Origin of the sequence: Kitasatospora sp. NPDC088134, from assembly GCF_044741705.1 — a bacterium.
Taxonomy (GTDB): Bacteria; Actinomycetota; Actinomycetes; order Streptomycetales; family Streptomycetaceae; genus Kitasatospora.
The window spans coordinates 113752-133917 of sequence record NZ_JBIUTD010000006.1 but is presented as its reverse complement, the minus strand read 5'-3'; the positions used below and the strand labels follow the sequence as shown (position 1 = coordinate 133917).

Sequence of the window (20166 nt, the reverse complement as noted above, 5' to 3'; positions counted from 1 at the left end):
CTGACGGGATCACGGGCGGGCGCTAGGGTCGTGGGCGCACGGCACCGCGTTTCCGTCGCATGTCTCATGGGGGAAGAACAGATGAGCAATCCGCCGCCGCCCGGCCCGTACGGGCAGCCCAACCCGTACGGCCTGCCCGGCGCCCAGCAGCCGCCGCCGTACGGGCAGCAGCCCTCCGGCTACGGCCAGCCGCAGTCCTGGGGCCAGAACCCGCCGCCGCCCGAGCCGTCCGCGAAGACGAAGCGCAAGGCGGGCTGCCTGTGGCAGATCGGCATCGTGACGGTGCTGATCGGCGGCCTGTTCGCGCTGTACGCGGTCTTCAAGCCGGACAAGGGCCCGGCCGTCGGCGAGTGCCTGAACGCCAAGCACGGCAAGGTCGCGTGCACCGCCCCGGAGGCCGCCTGGAAGGTGCAGGCCAGGGACAACTACATCGCCAGCCCGGTCAACTGCGCCAAGAGCCACCCGGGTTCGACCGCACACGACGGCCGGTACCGGAAGAGCGGCAAGACCAAGAAGTACCGGCTGTGCCTGGTCCCGGCGAACGGCACGACCAGCGGCACGACCGGCGGCACCCCGGGCGGGACGACCGGCGGGACGGTGAAGCCCGCCCCGACCGGTGCCGCGACCGGCGTTCCGAAGCCCACCGCCTCGGTGCGCTGAGCCCGGCGGACGTCAGTCCTGCGGCTGGGCCGCCCACCACTCGCGCAGGGCGGCCACCGCGGCCTCGTGCTCCATCGGGCCGTGCTCCAGGCGCAGTTCGAGCAGGTGCTTGTACGCGCGGCCGACCGCGGGGCCGGGGCGCAGCCCGAGCAGCTCCATGATCTCGTTGCCGTCCAGCGCGGGCCGGATCGCGTCCAGCTCCTCCTGCGCCTGGAGGGCGACGATCCGCTCCTCCAGCGAGTCGTAGGTGCGGGCCAGCGCGGCGGCCTTGCGCTTGTTGCGGGTGGTGCAGTCGGAGCGGGTCAGCTTGTGCAGGCGGCTCAGCAGCGGCCCGGCGTCGGCGACGTAGCGGCGCACCGCGGAGTCGGTCCACTCGCCGCCGCCGTAGCCGTGGAAGCGCAGGTGCAGCTCGACCAGCCGGGACACCTCGTTGGTCAGGTCGTTGGAGTACTTGAGCTCGCGCATCCGCTTGCGGGTCATCTTCGCGCCGACCATCTCGTGGTGGTGGAAGGAGACCCGGCCGTCGGACTCGAAGCGGCGGGTGCGCGGCTTGCCGATGTCGTGCAGCAGGGCGGCGAGCCGCAGCACCAGGTCGGGGCCGTCGGTCTCCAGCGCGATCGCCTGCTCCAGGACGGTCAGCGAGTGCTCGTAGACGTCCTTGTGCCGGTGGTGCTCGTCGCTCTCCAGCCGCAGCGCGGGGAGTTCGGGCAGCACGTGGTCGGCCAGGCCGGTGTCGACCAGCAGGCGCAGGCCCTTGACCGGGTGCTCGGCGAGCAGCAGCTTGTTGAGCTCGGCCTGGACCCGCTCGGCGGAGACGATGCCGATCCGGTCGGCCATCGCGGTCATCGCGGCGACCACCTCGGGCGCCGGGTCGAAGTCCAGCTGGGCGGCGAACCTGGCCGCGCGCATCATCCGCAGCGGGTCGTCGGAGAAGGACTCCTCGGGGGTGGCGGGGGTGCGCAGCACCCGGGCCTCCAGGTCCTCCAGGCCGCGGTGCGGGTCGACGAAGCCCCGGCCGGGCAGGTCGACGGCCATCGCGTTGACGGTGAAGTCGCGGCGCACCAGGTCCTGTTCGATCGAGTCGCCGTAGCTGACCTCGGGCTTGCGGGAGGTCCGGTCGTAGGCCTCGCTGCGGTAGGTGGTGATCTCGATCAGGAACGAACCCTCCGGGGTGTCCTTGCGGGCGCCGACGGTGCCGAACGCGATGCCGACGTCCCAGACCGCGTCGGCCCAGCCCTTGACCAGCTTGAGGATCTGCTCCGGGCGGGCGTCGGTGGTGAAGTCGAGGTCGTTGCCGAGCCGTCCGAGCAGGGCGTCCCGGACCGAGCCGCCGACCAGCGCCAGCCGGTGGCCGGCCTCCTGGAAGCGGCGGGCGATCTCGTCGGCGACCGGGGAGACCCGGAGCAGCTCCTGCAGGCCGCGGGTCTGCGCCTCGGTCAGCCCCGGCAGGGCGATCGGGTCGGCGGAGCTGGAATGATTGGCGCTGGACGCATTGGCAGTGGACACGGCTCACAAGGGTACGTGCCCGGCCTGACCCGCCGCCCTCCCGTTTCGCTCCCCCGGCCCGCCCGGACAGCTCCCGGCCCGCAGCACTACGGGCCGGGAGGCGTCGTTACCATGCCGGGTGAACGCTCCTCGTGGGAGACCGCCGGTCGGGTCGGCCGCGGCGGGTGCGTGGAGTGATCGAGACGATCGGGAACGGCGAGGACGCGCGTGGACGAGCGGACCGGGCGGGGTACAGCGGCGACCGGGCGCCGCGGACGGCGGGCGGGCCGGTCGGTCAGGAGCGCCGCGGCCCTGCTGGCGGGCGGGTTGGTCGCGGCGATCGCGGGCGCCCCGGCGGCGGCCGCGGCCCCGGTGCTGGCGACCGCCGCCGGCGACTACCCGGCGACGGTCCGGATCGACACCGTCTCGCCGCGGACCGCGCACGAGAACGACACCGTGACGGTGACCGTCACGGTCGCCAACTCCGGTGCGGAGAAACTGAAGTCGCCGACCCTGAAGGTCCGGCAGCCGAACCAGTCCCGACCGATGACGGCGCGCAGCGAGCTCGCCCTGGTCGCCACCCGCTCCACCCCCAGCAACACCTACGACGGGGTGGCGCTGGACAGTCCGGCGCCGGAGCTCGGCGACCTGGAGCCGGGGCAGAGCCGGACGGTGCCGGTCTCGCTGCCGGTGTCGGCGCTGCGGGCCAAGGAGACCGGCAGCTACGAGCTGGCGGTGGACGTCTGGGGCAGCACCGGCGACGAGAAGCCGCACTCGCTGGGCATCGCCCGCACCTACCTGCCGTTCCAGGGGCGGACCGCCGCGAAGCCGTCCGAGGTGGCGGTGGTCTGGCCGCTGACCCACACCCCGGTGCTGGTCGCCCAGACCATGCCGGACGCCGACCAGACGCCGGTGCTGCGCGACGACAGCCTGGCCGCCGAGCTCACCGGCGACGGCCGGCTGAACCGGCTGGTCGAGATCGGCGCCACCATGCCGGGGCTGACCTGGGCGATCGACCCGAACCTGCTGGACACCGTGTACGCGATGACCAAGGCGTACCGGGTGCAGAAGCCGGGCACCCTGGGCGACTCCGCGCGCGAGGACAACACCGTGCAGGGCGGCGGCCGGGACGCGGCCACGGCCTGGCTGGCGAAGCTGCGGCAGGCGCTGTCCGCGCCCGGCACCGAGGTGGTGTCGCTGCCGTACGCCGACCCGGACCTGGCCTCGATCGCGCACAACGGGGCCGGTCTGAAGGGCATGGACGCCGCGCTGCGCAAGGCCGTGACGGCAGGTCAGATCACCACCGAGCTGCGGCTGTCGGTGGACGCCCACTCGGACGTGGCCTGGCCGTACCAGGGCTGGCTGGACCAGCGGACGGCCGCGGTGTCCGCCGCCGCGGGCGGGCGGGTGCTGCTGGTGAACGGCGACTCGATGCCGGAGAGCGACAAGCTGTCGTACACCCCGGGCGCGGCCCGGTCGATCGGCAACGGGCAGACCGCGGTGGTCTCCGACCCCGTGCTGGCCGGTCCGTTCCAGCACGACCTGGCCGCCGACAGCGACCGCACCGCGGCCGAGCAGCGCTTCCTCGCCGAGAGCCTGGCGATCGCCCACCAGGAGCCCGAGCACCCGCGCGGCCTGCTGGTGCTGCCGGCCCGGGCACTGACCGTCGGCACCGCGCAGGCGCTGCACGACGCGATGCAGAGCGCCTCGGGCAACGGCGGCTGGGTGACGCCGGTGACGCTGCAGAAGGTCGCCGAGGAGAAGCCGGACCCGAACGCCAACGCCGACGTCCCGGGCACCTACCCGCCGGAGGCCGCGGGTTCGGAGCTGTCCTCGGCCGAGCTGGCGGAGACCATGTCGCTGCAGGACGGCGTGGACCAGCTGCTGACGATCCTGACCCAGCCGGAGCGGGTGCGCGGCTCGTTCGGCGCGGCCATGGTCCGGGCGATGTCGACCGAGTGGCGGGACCGGCCGCAGGAGGGCCGGGAGTACCGGGCCGGGGTGCAGCGCTACCTGACCAACCTGAAGTCGGCGGTCCGGGTGCCGACGAAGACGATGGTGACGCTGCCGGGCGACAACGCGACGCTGCTGGTCAGTGTGAAGAACGACCTGACCCAGTCGGTCGGCAACCTGGAGCTGCGGATCAGCTCGGCCCAGCAGAACCGCCTCAAGATCGACTACCCGATCCAGCCGGTGGTGCTGGACGCCACCACCAGCCGCACCTTCCGCTTCCCCGCCGAGGCCCAGGTCAACGGCCCGGTCCTGGTGACCGCGCAGCTCTGGACCACCGGCCCGAACGCCCAGCCCTATGGCGAGCCGGTGGTGTTCACGGTCGACGTGACCTCGGTGGCCAGCGGCGTGACGTACGTGATCGCCAGCGGTACCGTGCTGATGATCCTGGCCGGGGTCCGGTTCTCCCTGCAGCGCAAGAAGCGCAGGGCGACGGGTGAGGCGGACGAGGACCCGGACCGCCCGCTGGACGGTGCCGAGGGAGCGCCGTCCGACGCGGAGCCGCCGTCCGGCTCGGGTGACACGGATCGGGTGGCCGGTGATGAGAAGGTGGATCACTAGGCCGTCCCACCCCGGGGGCCCACACCCCCCTCTCTTCTGACGTGGATTGGTGGCATGAACGAGCGGAGCGAGCGAGCAGCACAGGACCAGGGCGGCGGCCGGCCCCAGGACGGCCCGGGCGGCCCCCGGTCCGCCGCCGCGCCCGCGGACCCCAGCGCCGACTGGTACGTCGCCGACACCTACGCCCACGACCCGTACGCCGAGGGGGCCTACGGCGCCGCGGACCCGTACGGCGCCGTCCCCGGGCCGGCCGCGCCGTACGGGGCGGACGCCCCCGCGCCGCATCCCGCGGAGGGCGCGGCGCCGCCGCCCGGCCAGGACCCGGAGAGCACCCTCCAGCTGATCGCCCCGGCCCCGCGCTGGGCGTCGGCCGCCGCCGAGGCCGCGGCCGGGGTCGGCACCGGAGCAGCCGAGACCGCCGAGCCGGTCGCGGCGGAGCCGGTGGAGCCCGCTGCCGCCCCGGCCGCGCCGCCGGCCGACCGGCGGTGGGACCTCGGGCGGCCGGCGGAGGAAGTGGAGTACGTCGGGGTGGACTCCCTGCTGTCCGGCGCCGCCGCGAACGCCGCCCCCGCCGGGCCCGGCCCGCACCCGTACGTGCCGCCGATCGAGTTCGACCCGCCGCTGTCCGAGGAGGAGGCGCTGCTGCGGGCCGACGCCGCGGTGCTGGAGGCCGACGCGGCCGCCGCTCCGCCCGCCGAACCGCAGCCCGCGCCCGCCGCACCCGCCGCACCCGCCGCCGAGAACAGCGGCGGCGGTGGCAGCAAGGTCGCCAACCTGCTGAACTCCAGCGCCATCATGGCGGCCGGCACCCTGGTCTCCCGCGGCACCGGCTTCCTGCGCACCATGGTGATCGCCGCCGCGATCGGCGTGGCCTCGATGGGCGACTCGTACAACGCCGCCAACACGCTGCCCACCCTGCTGTACATCCTGATCGGCGGCGGCGCGCTGAACGCGGTGTTCGTGCCGCAGCTGGTGCGCAGCATGAAGAACGACGAGGACGGCGGCACCGCGTACGCCAACCGGCTGCTCACCCTGGTGGTGACCGGCCTGGCCGGCGTGGTGTTCGTCGCGGTGCTGGCCGCGCCGGTGCTGGTGCAGCTGATCTCGCACGCGCTGATGCGCGACCGGGCCAGCGCCGACACCACGGTGGCGCTGGCCCGCTACTGCCTGCCGACCATCTTCTTCATGGGCGTGCACGTGGTGATGGGCCAGATCCTCAACGCCCGCGGCCGGTTCGGCGCGATGATGTGGACGCCGGTCCTGAACAACGTCGTGGTGATCTTCACCTTCGTGATGTACATCGCGGTGTACGGCACCTTCCAGCACACCGAGGTCACCCCGCAGACCATCTCCCCCGAGGGCGTCCGGCTGCTCGGCATCGGCACCATGCTCGGCCTGGCCGTGCAGGCACTGTCGATGATCCCGTACCTGCGGGCGGCGGACTTCTCCTTCCGGCCCCGGTTCGACTGGCGCGGGCACGGCCTGGGCAAGGCCGCCCGGCTGGCCAAGTGGACCTTCCTGTTCGTGCTGGCCAACCAGGCCGGCTTCCTGGTCATCACCCAGCTCGCCACCGCCGCCGGCAAGGCCGCCGAGGATGACGGCCACCTCGGCGTCGGCCTGGCCGCCTACTCCAACGCGCTGCTGATCTGGCAGCTGCCGATGGCGGTGATCACCGTCTCGGTGATGAGCGCGGTGCTCCCCCGGCTCTCCCGGGCGGCGGCCGACGAGGACGGCGGCGCGGTCCGCGACGACCTCTCGTACGGCCTGCGCACCTCGGCGGTGGCGATCGTCCCGGCCGCGTTCCTGTTCCTGTCACTCGGCCCGGTGATCGGCTCCTCGATCTACGGCCTGGGCAACGGCGGCGCGGTCGCGCACGGCGCCACCGGCGTCGGCTTCATGCTCTCCGCCTTCGCCCTCGGCCTGATCCCGTACTCGGTGCAGTACGTGCTGCTGCGCGGCTTCTACGCCTACGAGGACACCCGGACACCGTTCTCCAACACGGTCTGGGTGGCGGTCACCCAGGCCCTGATCGCGCTGCTGTGCTGGCTGGTGCTGCCCGCCCAGTGGGCGGTCACCGGCATGGCGCTGGGCTACGGCCTGTCGTACGCGGTCGGCGTGACCGTGGCGGTGCCCAAGCTGAAGGCGAAGATCGGCGGCCTGGACACCGGCCGGATCACCAAGACCTACGTCCGGCTGGCGATCGCCTCGCTGCCCGCCGCCGTGGTCGGCCTGGTCCTGGAGGTGCTCGCCCTGCAGGTGCTGGACGGGTGGTTCGGCAGCGTGCTGACCCTGCTGGTGGCGGCCGGCGCGCAGCTCTCGGTGTTCCTGGTGGTGGCCCGCCGGATGCGGATCGAGGAGCTGAGCTCCCTCACCGGCATGCTCCGCCGCAAGCTCGGCCGCTGATCCGGGCGCCGCACCGGAGACCGCACCGGAGGCCGCACCGGGGTTGACGCCGCCTCAACCGGGTGGAGTCGATCCGTCGGACCCTCAGTCCGCTTTCCGTGGGCCGGAGTCGGGGTGTACCCCGATTCCGGCCCATTCGTCTGCCGTTCCACCGGAAGTGGGTAATCGGGCAACCCCCAGGCACTCTCAGAGGTCGTACGGGACGGCCCGGAGTGGGCACAATTGACCTTGCACGGCCGACCACCCCCGGCAACGGGGCGTCGACCGTCCCGGGACCGTCCGGGGCGACACAAGGGGAGGCAGGACCACGGTGGCTGACGGCACCAAGGCGATCGTCGACACGTCCGGGACGGACGGCGCGGCGTCCCGGGCCGAGCCCGGAACTCCGGAGCAGCAGACCGGCCCCGGCCGGGCCGCCGGAAGCCCCGCGAAGGGCGCCGCGAAGAGCGCCGCCAGGACACCGGCCAAGGCCCCCGCCAAGGGTGCCGCGAACGGCCCCGCGAAGCGCACCGGCGCGGCCAACGGCACGGCCGCGGCAGCCGCCAAGGCCCCGGCCAAGGGCGCGCCGAACGGCGCCGTCACCAGGGCCACCGGGGCGGCACCGGCGCTCAAACCAGCCCCGCCGAAGGCCCCCGCGCTCAAGCCCGCCGCCCCGCAGCCCGACCCCCGCCCCGCGGCGGCCGCCGCCGAGGCCGCCGCGCAGGCCGCCGTGACCACCGCCGCCGAGGCCACCGCTTCCCCCGCCGCCACCATCGACGACGCCGACCTGCCCGCCGGGGCTGCCACCCACGGCGCTCCCGGCACTCCCGCCACCGACGACACCGACCTGCCCGCCGAGGCCACCGCCCCGCTCTCGGCCCAGGAGATCGACGCCGAACTGACCGCCCGCGGCGCCCGCCCGGAGCGCCCCTCCCGCAGCCGCGGCGTGCGCCGCCCGCTGCCGCCGGTCGAGCCCACCGAACCCGCCCCGGCCACCAGCACCGAGACCCTGGACGCGGACACCGCCACCCTGCCCGCCGTGCTGCCCGCCCCGCAGCGGCACAGCGGCGACCGGATCGGCGGCCGCTACCGGCTGGAGGAGTGCATCTCCGAGTCGGAGTCCTTCACCAGCTGGCGCGCCGTCGACGAGAAGCTGCGCCGCGCCGTCGGCGTCCACCTGCTCTCGGCCGGCCACCGCCGCGCCAAGTCGGTGCTGACCGCCGCCCGCAGCGCCGCCCTGCTCGGCGACCCGCGCTTCGTCCAGGTGCTGGACGCGGTGCAGGAGGGCGAGCTGGTCTACGTGGTCCGCGAGTGGCTGCCCGGCGCCCGCGACCTCGGCGAGCTGCTGGCGGACGGCCCGATGGAGCCCTACGACGCCTACCAGCTGGTCCGTCAGGTCACCGACGCGATCGCCGCCGCCCACGAGCGCGGCCAGGCCCACCTCCGGCTCACCCCCAAGTGCGTGCTGCGCACCGACGGCGGCCAGTACCGGATCAACGGCATCGCGGTCGACGCCGCCCTGCGCGGCCTCCCCACCGAGGACGCCGAGCGGACCGACGTCCGGGCGATCGGCGCCCTGCTGTACGCCGCGCTCACCCACCGCTGGCCCTACCCCGAGAACCGGTACGACCTGCAGGGCCTGCCCGAGGACCTCGGCTGCGTCCCCCCGGACCAGGTCCGGGCGGGCGTCCACAAGGGCCTGGCCGAGCTGGCCGCCCGCATCCTGTGCGAGCCGCACCCCAAGGGGCAGCTCACCGGCCCCGCCGAGCTGGCCGCGGCGATCGCCGCGATGCCCAAGGTCCGGCCCCCGGAGCAGCCCGCCCCGCCGGCCCTGCGGGCGCTCCCGGCCGCCCGGCCCCGGTACTCCTCCGGCGCCCCCACCCAGGTGCTCCCCCCGGTCGCCGAGCCCGCGCCGGACCGCCCGGTCGGCCCCCGGCCCGCCCCGCGCCGCCGCCGCGGCCTGCGCCGCGCGCTGCGCTGGACGGCCTCGCTGGTGGCGCTCTCCGCCGTCACCGTCGGCTCCTGGCAGCTGGTGGAGTACGTCAACGACCGGGCGGCGGCGAGCCCCACCGACGGCCGGACCGCCCCCGCGCCCACCCCGACCGCCGCCGGTCCGGCGCTGACCGGCCAGAAGATCGGCATCAGCGCCCTCAGTCCGTTCAACGCCTACGGCGACACCAAGGACGAGCACAGCGGCGAAGTCCCGAACGCGACGGACGGCAACCCCGCCACCGCCTGGACCACCCAGCGCTACAACGACCAGTTCGGCGCCTGGCGGCCCGGCACCGGCCTGCTGATCGACCTCGGCTCGGTCCGCACCGTCGGCTCGGTGGACGTCCAGCTGATCGGCGACACCAAGGTCGAGCTGCGGGCCGCCCCCACCGGCGCCGCCAACGCCCCGAGCGCCGACGAGAACGGCTTCCGCTCCTTCGGGCCCGCGATCGCCAACGGCTCCGGGACCAGGCTCGCGCTGAAGCCCGGCAGCCCGGTGTCCACCCGGTACCTGCTGCTCTGGCTCACCGGCCTGCCCAGCAACGACGAGGGCGGCTACCGCGGCAAGGTCGCCGAGATCCAGGTGAACGGCTGACCCGCCCGCATCCCTCGGTCCGTCCGCACCCCTCGGTCCGTCCGCACCCCTTGATCCGTCCGCACCCCTTGATCCGTCCGACCGGATCCCCAACGATGTGACCGGGGCCGCCGGAGCGGACGGCCCGACCGCGAGGAGGGGGAGGATGGCCGAGGAGCCCACCGACGCCGAGCTGCTCGCCCGGCACACCGCGGGCGACCCCGACGCCTTCGGGCTGCTGGTGCACCGCCACCGGGACCGCCTGTGGGCGGTCGCGGTGCGCACCCTCGGCGACCGCGAGGAGGCCGCCGACGCGCTCCAGGACGCCCTGGTCTCCGCCTTCCGGGCGGCCGCCGGGTTCCAGGGCCGCTCGGCGGTCACCACCTGGCTGCACCGGATCGTGGTCAACGCCTGCCTGGACCGGGCCCGCCGCGGCGCCGTCCGCCGGGCCGAGTCGCTGGACCGGGACCCGGCCCCGCTGGCCGGTGCGCTCGGCACCGCCGAGGGCGCCGAGAGCCACGCGGTGCGCGCCGAGACCCGCCGCGAGGTGGCCGAGGCGCTCGCCGAACTCCCCGCGGACCAGCGGGCCGCCCTGGTGCTGGTCGACATGCAGGGCTACCCGGTGGCCGAGGCGGCGGAGGTGCTCGGCGTCCCGGTCGGCACCGTGAAGAGCCGCTGCGCCCGCGGCCGGGCCCGGCTGCTGCCCCTGCTGCGCCACCTCGGCCCGGCCGCCGCGGTTCCACGTGGAACAGCGGCGGGGGACGACCGGACCGCCGCTCCCGGGCGGCCCGCCGGGCAGGCTCCCGGGCGGCCCGCCGGGCAGGCTCCCGGCGGAGCGCGCCGTCCCGCCGACCGCACGGGTGTTCCACGTGGAACACCGGCTGCGGCCGACCCGGCCGGCGTTCCACGTGGAACCGCCCCGCCCGTCCCCCGGGACGGGAACCCGAACCGGCCCGCGCCCGTCCCACCCTCAGACTCCGCACCCGCCCTGGAAGGAGATGCGCCCCCGCGATGACGCCGCACCCGCCTTCCGACCACCCCGGCCCGGACGTACTCGCCGACCTCGCCGAGGAGCTGCTGCCGCCCGAGCGGGCCGAGTCGCTGCACCGGCACCTGGCCGACTGCCCCTCCTGCGCCGAGGACTACGCCGCGCTGTGCGGCCTGCCCGAACTGCTGGCCGACTCCCCCGTCCCGCCGATGCCCGCCGAGGTCGCCGACCGGCTCACCGCCGCACTGGCCGCCGAGTCCGCCGCCCGCACCGAGGCCCGGGCCGCGGCCCGCCCGCCGGAGCCGTCCGTGCAGCGCCCCGCGGCCCGCCGGGAGAACTCCCCCACCGGACCGGCCCGTACCGGCGGCCCGGCGGGCACCCCGCGGGCGGGCGCCACCGGCCCCGGCCGGTCCACCCGCCGCCGGCGCGGCCCCGTCCTGCTGCTCACCGCCGCCTTCCTCGCGGTCGCCGCCGCCACCGGCGGCATCCTGCTGAACCTGAACCGCCCGGCCGGGAACGCCACCGCCTCCTCCGCCGTCGCGGACAGCAGCGCCAAGCACCCCGCGCTCGGCACCGGCGGCCCGGCCGCCACGGGCACCCAGGGAGCGACCGCCGCCAGTGCCGACGGCCCGGAGTTCACCGCCGACCTGCTGCCCGCCCAGGTGCACCAGCTGCTCGGCGGCAAGAACGTCCCGAAGCTCGGCGCGGCGGACCCGCCCGCGACGGACGCGCCGGACGTCCCGGCCTGCCTGCCCGCCGCCGCCGGGCACCCCGGCGAACCGCCGCTGGCCGCCGCGCCGGGCCGCTACGCGGGCCGTCCGGTACTGGCCCTGGTCTACCGGCCGCCGGGCGGCACCGGCCCGCTCGACGTCTACCTGGCCACCCCGGACTGCCCCGGATCGACGATCCTGCTGCACAGCACCGTCCCGGCCCCCTGATTCCTCGCCGGCCCGGGCCGCCGACGACCGGAGTGCGGGCGGTGGGTGCGTCCGGGCCTGGGAATGCGGGAGACTGGGGAGTCGTTGTCCGGGGCGGCGGAGCAGACCGCCCTCCCCCGCGCGAGCGGGACGACAGGCGAACCAGGAGATGCAGTGAGCGACGTCCGTAACGTGATCATCATCGGTTCCGGCCCGTCCGGGTACACCGCTGCGCTGTACACCGCGCGCGCTTCCCTGAAGCCGCTGGTGTTCGAGGGCGCGGTCACGGCCGGCGGCGCGCTGATGAACACCACCGAGGTGGAGAACTTCCCGGGCTTCCGCGACGGCATCATGGGCCCCGAGCTGATGGACAACATGCGCGCCCAGGCCGAGCGCTTCGGCGCCGAGCTGGTGCCGGACGACGTCGTCGCGGTCGACCTGAGCGGCGACATCAAGACCGTCACCGACTCCGAGGGCACCGTGCACCGGGCCCGCGCGGTGATCGTCGCCACCGGCTCGCAGCACCGCAAGCTCGGCCTCCCCAACGAGGACAAGCTCTCCGGCCGCGGCGTCTCCTGGTGTGCGACCTGCGACGGCTTCTTCTTCCGCGACCAGGACATCGCGGTGGTCGGCGGCGGTGACACCGCTCTGGAGGAGGCCACCTTCCTGTCCCGCTTCGCCCGCAGCGTGACGATCGTGCACCGCCGGGACTCGCTCCGCGCCTCCAAGGCGATGCAGGAGCGCGCCTTCGCCGACCCGAAGATCTCCTTCGCCTGGGACAGCGCGGTCGAGGAGATCCACGGCGACCCGAAGCTCTCCGGCGTGACCCTGCGCGACACCACCACGGGCGACCTGCGCGAGCTGCCGGTCACCGGCCTGTTCATCGCGATCGGCCACGACCCGCGGACCGAGCTCTTCAAGGGCCAGCTCGACCTGGACGCCGAGGGCTACCTGCGGGTCGAGTCCCCCTCGACCCGGACCAGTCTCCCCGGCGTCTTCGCCGCCGGCGACGTGGTCGACCACACCTACCGCCAGGCGATCACCGCGGCCGGCACCGGCTGCTCCGCCGCGCTGGACGCCGAGCGCTACCTGGCCGCCCAGGACCAGCTGCTGGCCGCCGGCGAGGCCGCCACCGCCGCCGCGGTCTGACGGACCGACAGCTCACCCCCGACGGGGCAGAAACAAAAGCCGCCCCCATCGTTGTTGTCACTGACGCATCTCTCCTCCGACCCCAAGGAGTTCCCGTGGCCGGCGCCACCAAGGAAGTTACGGACGCCACCTTCGACGAAGTGGTGCTCAAGAGCGAGAAGCCCGTCCTGGTCGACTTCTGGGCCACCTGGTGCGGCCCGTGCCGCCAGGTCGCCCCGGTCCTGGAGGACATCGCGGCCGAGCACGGCGAGAAGCTCAGCATCGTCAAGCTCGACGTGGACGCCAACCAGGAGACCGCGGCCGCGTACAACGTGATCTCGATCCCGACGCTGAACGTCTACCAGAACGGCCAGCTGGTGAAGACCATCACCGGCGCCCGTCCGAAGGCCGCGCTGCTGCGCGAGCTGGCCGAGTACCTCTAGGCCCACCGGCCGGTCCGGCCTCCCGGTCGTGGGGGGGGGCCCCCCCCGGCCCCCCCCCGGGGGCCCCGGGGGGGGGGGGGGCGGGGGCCCCCCCCCCCCCGCCCCCCCCCCCCCCCGGGGGGGGCGGCCCCCGGGGGGGGCGCGCCGCCCCCGGGGCCCCCCGGGGGGGGCCCGCCCCCACGTTTCCGGGCCTTCGCCCAGCCGCCCCGTGCCCGGAATCCGGCCGGGGCCGCCGGAGGGCCCCGAGCGGAGAATCGTTCTCACAGAACTCCCGAGAGCTCCCGGACGCACCGTCCGGACGCACCGTCAGAACGGCCGCAGCGCCGGTTCCTGGCGCCGCCCGCCGAGCAGCCGCTCCAACGCGCCCTCCACGTCGCCCTTCCAGGAGAGCGTGGTGCGCGCCTCCAACCGCAGTCTCGGGTACCGGTGGTGCGGGCGGACGGTCTTGAAGCCCACCGCGAGCAGGTGCTCGGCGGGCAGCACGCAGCTCGGTATCTCCCGCCCCTGGGCGCCGAACGCCTCGATCGCCCGGAAGCCGCGCCGGATCAGGTCCTTGGCCACCCCCTGCACCAGCACCCGCCCCAGACCCTGCCCCTGGAACTCCGGCAGCACCCGGGACACCATCAGCTGCACGGCGTCCGGCGCGATCGGACTGGTCGGGAAGGACTGTCCGCGCGGCACGTACGCGGGCGGGGCGTAGAGCACGAACCCCGCCGGGCGGTCGTCCACGTAGGCGACCCGCCCGCAGGAACCCCAGTCCAGCAGCACCGCCGAGATCCACCCCTCCTTCTCCAGCTCCCCCTTGCCCGCCTCCTGCGCGTCCCGCCCGCTGACCGGGTCGAGCTCCCAGAAGACGCAGGAGCGGCAGGTGTTCGGCAGATCCGTGAGGTTGTCCAGCGTCAGCGGAACCACCCTCCGTCCCACGCCCGCACCTCCTCCTCCACGCGGCGACACTCCAGTCTGCTCCGCCCAGCAGAACGGGTGCACGTTTCACGTGAAACATGCACCCGTCGTTCGCCCTCCGGTACGTCCGGCGTCAGGAGAGCCGCAGTCCCTGCTCCCCCGGGGCCAGGCTGTCCAGGATCCGGTTCAGGTCCTCGACCGAGCCGAACTCCAGCACCACCTTGCCCCGGCCGGGCTTGCCGTTCCGCTGCGAGACCTCGACCTTGACCCGGGTCTCGAAGCGGTCCGAGAGCCGCCCGGCCAGCTCGTCGAAGACCGGGGAGGGCGCCTGCGGCGCCTGCGCAGCCCGCTTCTTCTTCGGCTCGGCGCCCGACATCAGCTTGGCGATCTCCTCGGTCGCCCGCACCGTCAGCAGCTCGGCCACCACCCGGACGGCCAGCTTCTCCTGCCGCTCGGCGTCCGGCACCATCAGGATCGCCTTGGCGTGCCCGGCGGTGACCTCCCCCGCCGCCACCTTCAGCTGCACCGACACCGGCAGGCTCATCAGCCGCAGCGTGTTGGAGACGTGCGGCCGGGACTTGCCCACCCGCTTCGCCAACTCGTCGTGCGTGCACCCGAAGTCGCGCAACAGCTGGTCGTACGCGGCCGCCTCCTCCAGCGCGTTCAGCTCGGCCCGGTGCAGGTTCTCCAGCAGTGCGTCCAGCAGCAGCTTGTCGTCCTCGGTGGCCCGGACGATCGCCGGGATCAGGTCGAGCCCGGCCTCCCGGGAGGCCCGCCAGCGGCGCTCACCCATGATCAGCTCGTAGCGCTCCGGCCCGGTCTGACGGACCACCACGGGCTGCAGCAGACCGACCTCCTTGATCGAGGCGACCAGTTCGGCGAGCTTCTCCTCGTCGAACACCTCGCGCGGCTGGCGCGGGTTGGGGCTGACCGCGTCCAGCGGCAGCTCGGCGAAGCGGGCGCCGTTCACCGGGGCCAGCGCCGCCTCCAGCACGCTGCGACGCTGGTCGCCCGCCAACTCCCGCAGGCTCTCCGCCGCGGCCTTGGCGGCCACCGTGCCACGGTCGGTCGGCACCGCGGCCGTCGCCGTGACGGCGGGCGGGGCCTCCGGCGCCGATGCTGCCTCGGTCGCCGGCTGGGCCGCCGGGATCAGCGCTCCCAGACCCCTGCCCAGTCCCCTGCGCGTGCCACTCACCGGTTGTCCTCCATCGAACTGTGCTGTGCCATCGGCGCGGACCGCTCCTCGCCGTTGCGCGGCGGCACCACCGCCGCCGTACCCGCCCGGTGCCGACCCTCGCCGGTCTTCACGACCGCCCGCAGCGCCACCTCGCGGGCCGCCTCCAGGTAGGAGAGCGCGCCGCTGGAACCGGGGTCGTAGGTCAGCACGGTCTGCCCGTAGCTGGGGGCCTCGGAGATGCGCACCGACCGCGGGATCGCGGTGGCCAGCACCTCCTTCTCGAAGTGCGTCCGCACCTCCTCGGCGACCTGCGCGGCCAGCCTGGTCCGGGCGTCGTACATGGTGAGCAGGATGGTCGACACGTGCAGCGCCGGGTTGAGGTGCGCCCGCACCAGCTCCACGTTGCGCAGCAGCTGGCCGAGGCCCTCCAGCGCGTAGTACTCGCACTGGATCGGGATCAGCACCTCCTGGCCGGCCACCATCGCGTTGACGGTGAGCAGGCCCAGCGAGGGCGGGCAGTCGATCAGCACGTAGTCGAGCGGCTGCTCGTAGGCCGCGATGGCGCGCTGCAGGCGGCTCTCCCGGGCGACCAGCGAGACCAGCTCGATCTCGGCGCCGGCCAGGTCGATCGTGGCCGGGCAGCAGAACAGACCCTCCACGTCCACCACCGGCTGCACCACCTCGGCCAGCGGCTTGCCCTCCACCAGCACGTCGTAGATCGACGGCACCTCGGCGTGGTGGTCGATGCCCAGCGCGGTCGAGGCGTTGCCCTGCGGGTCGAGGTCGATCACCAGCACCCGCAGCCCGTGCATGGCCAGCGCGGCGGCCATGTTGACGGTGGTGGTGGTCTTGCCCACCCCGCCCTTCTGGTTGGCCACCACCATCACCCGGGTCGTGGCGGGGCGCGGCAGCGCCTCCCCCGTACTCGCGCCGAGCCGACCGGCGGCGCTCGCGTCGCGCACGACGGGGGTCTCATCCACCTGGTCGACGATCTCCGACTCCTGCATGGGGGTCAGTGTTTCACGTGAAACCGGGGCCGCGACAGTCACCTCCGGATGACGGTCTCGCGTCCGATTGAGTCCTTGGTCAAGTACGCCGGTGAGCAGGAAGCGACGTTTCACGTGGAACACGATGCCCGGATTGTCGGGTTCCGTGGGCCCGACACTCCGGGCCGGCGCCACCGGGGCGCGGCCGGACGGGTGAATTCCGGCAGGAGTTCGCCGGACAGGGCCCAGGAACGCCGGTGGGGGCGGACCGCCGGAACCGGCTGTCCGCCCCCACCGGGGACCGCTCGACTCAGCGCCGGCCGCGCCCGCCGGCCCGCCGGCCCGTGCCCTCGCCGCCCTTGCCACCGCGCCCCGCCCGGGCCGCCTTGGCCCGCCGGGTGGCCGCCTTCACCCCGCCGGGACTCTGCCCGGCCTCCACCCGGACCACCCGGGTCGGCGTCTCCAGCACGCCCTCGCCGACCCCGATCACCGACCACTTCACCGCACCCAGCCGGGTCAGCGCCGCCCGCGAGTCCGCCAGCTCCTGCTCGGCGGTGTCGCCCTTCAGCGCCAGCATCTGCCCGTACGGCCGCAGCAGCGGCATGCCCCAACCGGCCAGCCGGTCCAGCGGCGCCACCGCGCGGGCGGTCACCACGTCCACCGCCAGCTTGCCCACCGTCTCCTCGGCCCGACCGCGCAGCACCGTGACGTTGTCCAGCCCGAGCTCGCGCACCACCTCCTCCAGGAAGGTCGTGCGGCGCAGCAGCGGCTCCAGCAGGGTGACCGACACGTCCGGCCGGGCCAGCGCCACCGGGATGCCGGGCAGGCCGGCGCCGGAGCCGACGTCGCAGAGCGAGGCCTCGGCGGGCAGCAGCTCGGCCAGCACCGCGCAGTTGAGCACGTGCCGGTCCCACAGCCGGGGCACCTCGCGCGGGCCGATCAGCCCGCGCTGCACCCCCGCGGTCGCCAGCAACTCGGTGTACCGCACGGCCGTCGGCAGCCGATCGCCGAAGATCCGTCCCGCTGCCTCCGGCGCCTCGCCGGGCCCCTCCAGCGGCGCCTCGGACGCCGTGCCGTCCCTGTCCATCTCTGCCTCTCCGCTCACCGTCGTGTCCACCCGCCGTACCAGCACTGTTCCACGTGAAACATCCCTCCGCCGCAAAGGCGACGACCCCGCCCGCGAGAGGCGGGCGGGGTCGGACGCCTGTTCCGGCGGCACCACCGACATCAAGCCGGCAGCACGACCACACAGCGCTGGGGCTCCTCGCCCTCCGACTCGCTGCGCAGCCCCGCGGCGGCCACCGCGTCGTGCACCACCTTGCGCTCGAACGGGGTCATCGGCCGCAGCTTCACCCGTTCGCCGCTGCTCTTCACCCGTTCGGCCGCGTCCGCGCCCAGTTCCGCCAGCTCGGCCCGCTTGCGCGCCCGGAAGCCCGCGACGTCCAGCATCAGGCGGCTGCGCTCCCCGGTCTCCCGGTGCACGGCCAGCCGGGTCAGCTCCTGGAGCGCCTCCAGCACCTCGCCGTCCTGGCCCACCAGCCGCTGCAGCGTCCGGTCGTCGCCCTCGCCGACGATGGAGACCAGCGCCCGGTCCCCCTCGACGTCCATGTCGATGTCGCCGTCCAGGTCCGCGATGTCGAGCAGACCCTCCAGGTAGTCGGCGGCGATGTCACCCTCGCGCTCCAGCCGCGCGAGGGTGCCCTCACCGGCCGGCGCGGTGTCGACGGCGGAGATGGTGCCATCCGTCACAGGTGGACTCCTTCGGAGTTACAGGGCCCTCGGGTGGGGCCGGGAGAGGGAGGGGGTCGGGACTACTTCTTCTTCGGCCGCTGGCCGCCCGGGCCGCCGCGCCGGGGCTGCTGCCGCTGCCCCGGTCGGGCCGCCGGCTTCGCCCCGCCCGGCTTCGCACCGGCCTGCCCGGCCCCGGCCGGCTCGGCCTCCGCCGCGTTCTGGGGTTCCGCGTCGACCGGCTCCGCACTCTGCGCGTGCTCCGTGCCGTGCGCGTGCTGGCCGCCGGACGCCTGCCGCTGCGACTTGCTCTGCTTGCGCGGCTGCTGGCGGCGGACCTGCACGCTCTCCTCCACCGCGGCCTGGGCGTCCGCCGCGGCGGTGCCCTTCCCGCCGGTGAGGGAGGCCAGCAGGCCGCCCTTCTTGATCGAGCCGTCCGGGTTGATCCGGCCCTGCTTCTTCAGGCGGGCCTGGCGCTCGTTCCAGGCCTGGCTGCCCGGCGTCGGGTTGTTGCGGATGACGACCAGCTGCTGGCCCATCGACCAGACGTTGGTGGTCAGCCAGTAGACCAGCACACCGACCGGGAAGTTGATGCCCATCACCGCGAACATGACCGGGAAGACGTACATCAGCATCTTCTGCTGCTGCATGAACGGCGTCTTGACCGTCAGGTCCATGTTCTTCGTCATCATCTGACGCTGCGTGATGAACTGCGACAGCGACATCAGCACGATCATGACCGCGCAGACGATCTGGATGTGGATGCTGCCCGCTCCCACGAACTTCGCCGACAGCGGGGCGCCGAAGATGTGCGCCTGCTTGGCGCTCTCCAGCAGCGACTGGTCGATGACGCCGATCTTCTTGTCGTTGGCGACCGAGGCCAGCACCCCGTAGAGAGCCATGAAGAACGGCGACTGCACGAGGATCGGAAGGCACGAGGAGAACGGGTTGGTGCCCGCCTCCTTGTACAGCTTCATCATCTCTTCGGACTGGCGCTGCTTGTCGTTCTTGTAGCGCTCCTGGATGGCCTTCATCTTCGGCTGGATCGCCTGCATGGCCCGGGTCGACTTGATCTGCTTCACGAAGAGCGGGATCAGGCAGATCCGGATGACCACCACCATCATCACGATGGACAGGCCCCACGCCAGGCCGCCGTCCGGATCGAAGACGTGGCTGAACAGCGCGTGGAACTGGACGATGATCCAGGACACCGCTGTGTAGAGGGGACTCAGAAAACCGAAGGTCACCGGTCAGACTCCTTGGACATCGGGCTTCGCCACCGGCTCCGGCTCGGCGGTCCCGCTCGTGGGGCTCAGCAGATTGCGCAGCCGGCGGTGCCACACCGGGTGCTTTCGCGGCGGAACGTGGTCGACCCCACCGGGAGACCAGGGATTGCAGCGCAGGATGCGCCAGCCGGTCAGGCCGGTGCCCTTGATCGCGCCGTGCACGCGGATCGCCTCGTACCCGTAGCGGGAGCACGAGGGGTAGTACCGGCACACCGGGCCCAGCAGCGGACTGATCGTCCACTGGTAGAGCCTGATCAGGCCCATCAGCAGGTACTTCATCGCCCTGTTCCCGTCGGGGCACTGCCGGTCGGTTCGGATCTGAGCAGTCGGCGGAGCGCCGCGTCCAGGTCGTGTCCGAGCTCCGGGTACTGGGCCGTCGCCGCGGCGGGCAGCGCCCGTACCACTATCAGGCTACCTGCGGGCAACCGGGAGAGACGCTCCTGGACCAGATGGCGCAGCCGACGTTTCACCAGATTGCGCACCACCGCCGGCCCCACGGCCTTGCTCACGACGAAACCCGCACGCGCCGAAGGAAGCCCCTCGGCGACGTGCGGGTGGGAGTCGCTGTTCCGGTCGGCCCCGCCCTCGGGTGCCTCTCCTCTGTGGAGATGCACCACCAGCAGGGGCCGACCGGCGCGGCGGCCGCGTTTCACCGCGGTCGCGAAGTCCTGGCGCCGCCGCAGCCGATTCTCGGTGGGCAGCACTGCAGACCCTTGGCGCGGATCAGGCGGACAGGGCGCTGCGGCCCTTGGCGCGGCGGTTCGCCAGGATGGCGCGGCCGGCACGGGTACGCATGCGCAGCCGGAAGCCGTGGGTCTTGGCGCGACGACGGTTGTTCGGCTGGAAGGTGCGCTTGCTCACTCGGGGGCTCCTGGGGTGAATCGTAGGATGACGCGGAGTCGCTTGGCCGTCACCGTGCGTCCGCGCGATCTCCCCTTGCGTACTG

The 20166-nt window shown here is 74.1% G+C and carries 18 protein-coding genes; 8 read left to right on the top strand and 10 right to left on the bottom strand.

Translation table 11 applies throughout. The features are described from left to right. Window positions 1–81 precede the first annotated feature (81 nt). Window positions 82–660: a hypothetical protein gene (locus ACIOHG_RS12360; RefSeq protein ID WP_400948787.1), complete on the top strand. Its 579-nt coding sequence runs from the start codon at window positions 82–84 to the stop codon at window positions 658–660. A 12-nt stretch (window positions 661–672) separates the two neighbouring features. On the opposite strand, the gene ACIOHG_RS12355 is transcribed toward ACIOHG_RS12360, so the two are convergent. Further along, entirely contained in the window at window positions 673–2115 is a 1443-nt protein-coding gene (locus tag ACIOHG_RS12355) for a CCA tRNA nucleotidyltransferase (protein WP_400949263.1), read from the bottom strand. A gap of 258 nt (window positions 2116–2373) precedes the next feature. Between ACIOHG_RS12355 and ACIOHG_RS12350 the strand changes: the two genes are divergently transcribed. From ACIOHG_RS12350 to trxA, 7 genes are all read left to right on the top strand, one after another. Further along, window positions 2374–4716 (top strand): DUF6049 family protein, encoded by a 2343-nt coding sequence (locus ACIOHG_RS12350; RefSeq protein WP_400948784.1) that lies wholly within the window; start codon window positions 2374–2376, stop codon window positions 4714–4716. 54 nt (window positions 4717–4770) lie between these two features. After that, a complete protein-coding gene (gene murJ / locus ACIOHG_RS12345) occupies window positions 4771–7119 on the top strand; it encodes a murein biosynthesis integral membrane protein MurJ (protein ID WP_400948782.1) in 2349 nt (782 codons plus the stop codon). Window positions 7120–7429: 310 nt separating this feature from the next. Beyond that, window positions 7430–9685 carry a hypothetical protein gene (locus ACIOHG_RS12340; protein ID WP_400948779.1) on the top strand — a complete coding sequence of 752 codons (2256 nt, stop codon included), beginning with the start codon at window positions 7430–7432 and terminating at the stop codon, window positions 9683–9685. A 145-nt stretch (window positions 9686–9830) separates the two neighbouring features. After that, a complete protein-coding gene (sigM, locus tag ACIOHG_RS12335) occupies window positions 9831–10679 on the top strand; it encodes an RNA polymerase sigma factor SigM (RefSeq protein ID WP_400948777.1) in 849 nt (282 codons plus the stop codon). Further along, on the top strand, window positions 10676–11590 hold the full coding sequence (locus ACIOHG_RS12330; RefSeq protein WP_400948775.1) for a hypothetical protein: 915 nt from the start codon (window positions 10676–10678) through the stop codon (window positions 11588–11590). Before sigM ends, ACIOHG_RS12330 begins: the two co-directional genes overlap by 4 nt. Window positions 11591–11743: 153 nt before the next feature. Beyond that, the gene (trxB, locus tag ACIOHG_RS12325) at window positions 11744–12718 is read left to right on the top strand and encodes a thioredoxin-disulfide reductase (protein WP_400948772.1); all 975 of its coding nucleotides are present in this window, start codon (window positions 11744–11746) and stop codon (window positions 12716–12718) included. 95 nt (window positions 12719–12813) lie between these two features. After that, a complete protein-coding gene (gene trxA, locus ACIOHG_RS12320; RefSeq protein WP_400948769.1) occupies window positions 12814–13140 on the top strand; it encodes a thioredoxin in 327 nt (108 codons plus the stop codon). 306 nt (window positions 13141–13446) lie between these two features. Here trxA and ACIOHG_RS12315 read toward each other — a convergent pair whose 3' ends face one another. From ACIOHG_RS12315 to rpmH, 9 genes are all read right to left on the bottom strand, one after another. Further along, window positions 13447–14064, bottom strand: coding sequence for a GNAT family N-acetyltransferase (locus tag ACIOHG_RS12315; protein WP_400948766.1), 618 nt, complete (start codon window positions 14062–14064; stop codon window positions 13447–13449). A gap of 112 nt (window positions 14065–14176) precedes the next feature. After that, window positions 14177–15238, bottom strand: coding sequence for a ParB/RepB/Spo0J family partition protein (locus ACIOHG_RS12310; RefSeq protein WP_400948764.1), 1062 nt, complete (start codon window positions 15236–15238; stop codon window positions 14177–14179). Further along, window positions 15235–16269 carry a ParA family protein gene (locus ACIOHG_RS12305; protein WP_400948762.1) on the bottom strand — a complete coding sequence of 345 codons (1035 nt, stop codon included), beginning with the start codon at window positions 16267–16269 and terminating at the stop codon, window positions 15235–15237. The genes ACIOHG_RS12310 and ACIOHG_RS12305 overlap by 4 nt, the downstream gene beginning before the upstream one ends. Before the next feature lie 247 nt (window positions 16270–16516). Beyond that, window positions 16517–17293 (bottom strand): 16S rRNA (guanine(527)-N(7))-methyltransferase RsmG, encoded by a 777-nt coding sequence (gene rsmG / locus ACIOHG_RS12300; protein ID WP_400948759.1) that lies wholly within the window; start codon window positions 17291–17293, stop codon window positions 16517–16519. 140 nt (window positions 17294–17433) lie between these two features. After that, window positions 17434–17955 (bottom strand): protein jag, encoded by a 522-nt coding sequence (locus ACIOHG_RS12295; protein ID WP_400948757.1) that lies wholly within the window; start codon window positions 17953–17955, stop codon window positions 17434–17436. A 62-nt stretch (window positions 17956–18017) separates the two neighbouring features. Next, window positions 18018–19181 carry a membrane protein insertase YidC gene (gene yidC, locus ACIOHG_RS12290; protein WP_400948754.1) on the bottom strand — a complete coding sequence of 388 codons (1164 nt, stop codon included), beginning with the start codon at window positions 19179–19181 and terminating at the stop codon, window positions 18018–18020. 3 nt (window positions 19182–19184) lie between these two features. Continuing rightward, window positions 19185–19499, bottom strand: a complete 315-nt coding sequence (gene yidD / locus ACIOHG_RS12285) for a membrane protein insertion efficiency factor YidD (protein WP_400706641.1) — start codon at window positions 19497–19499, stop codon at window positions 19185–19187. Further along, a complete protein-coding gene (gene rnpA, locus ACIOHG_RS12280; RefSeq protein ID WP_400948752.1) occupies window positions 19496–19924 on the bottom strand; it encodes a ribonuclease P protein component in 429 nt (142 codons plus the stop codon). Before rnpA ends, yidD begins: the two co-directional genes overlap by 4 nt. A 19-nt stretch (window positions 19925–19943) precedes the next feature. After that, a complete protein-coding gene (gene rpmH, locus ACIOHG_RS12275; protein WP_030457638.1) occupies window positions 19944–20081 on the bottom strand; it encodes a 50S ribosomal protein L34 in 138 nt (45 codons plus the stop codon). Window positions 20082–20166 lie beyond the last annotated feature (85 nt).

Bases quoted from the DNA above. Each gene is read 5' to 3' on its own strand.
- ACIOHG_RS12360 (WP_400948787.1), top strand. From the start codon at position 82: ATGAGCAATCCGCCGCCGCCCGGCCCGTACGGGCAGCCCAACCCGTAC.
- murJ (WP_400948782.1), top strand. From the start codon at position 4,771: ATGAACGAGCGGAGCGAGCGAGCAGCACAGGACCAGGGCGGCGGCCGG.
- sigM (WP_400948777.1), top strand. From the start codon at position 9,831: ATGGCCGAGGAGCCCACCGACGCCGAGCTGCTCGCCCGGCACACCGCG.
- ACIOHG_RS12330 (WP_400948775.1), top strand. From the start codon at position 10,676: ATGACGCCGCACCCGCCTTCCGACCACCCCGGCCCGGACGTACTCGCC.
- rsmG (WP_400948759.1), bottom strand. From the start codon at position 17,293: ATGGACAGGGACGGCACGGCGTCCGAGGCGCCGCTGGAGGGGCCCGGC.
- yidD (WP_400706641.1), bottom strand. From the start codon at position 19,499: ATGAAGTACCTGCTGATGGGCCTGATCAGGCTCTACCAGTGGACGATC.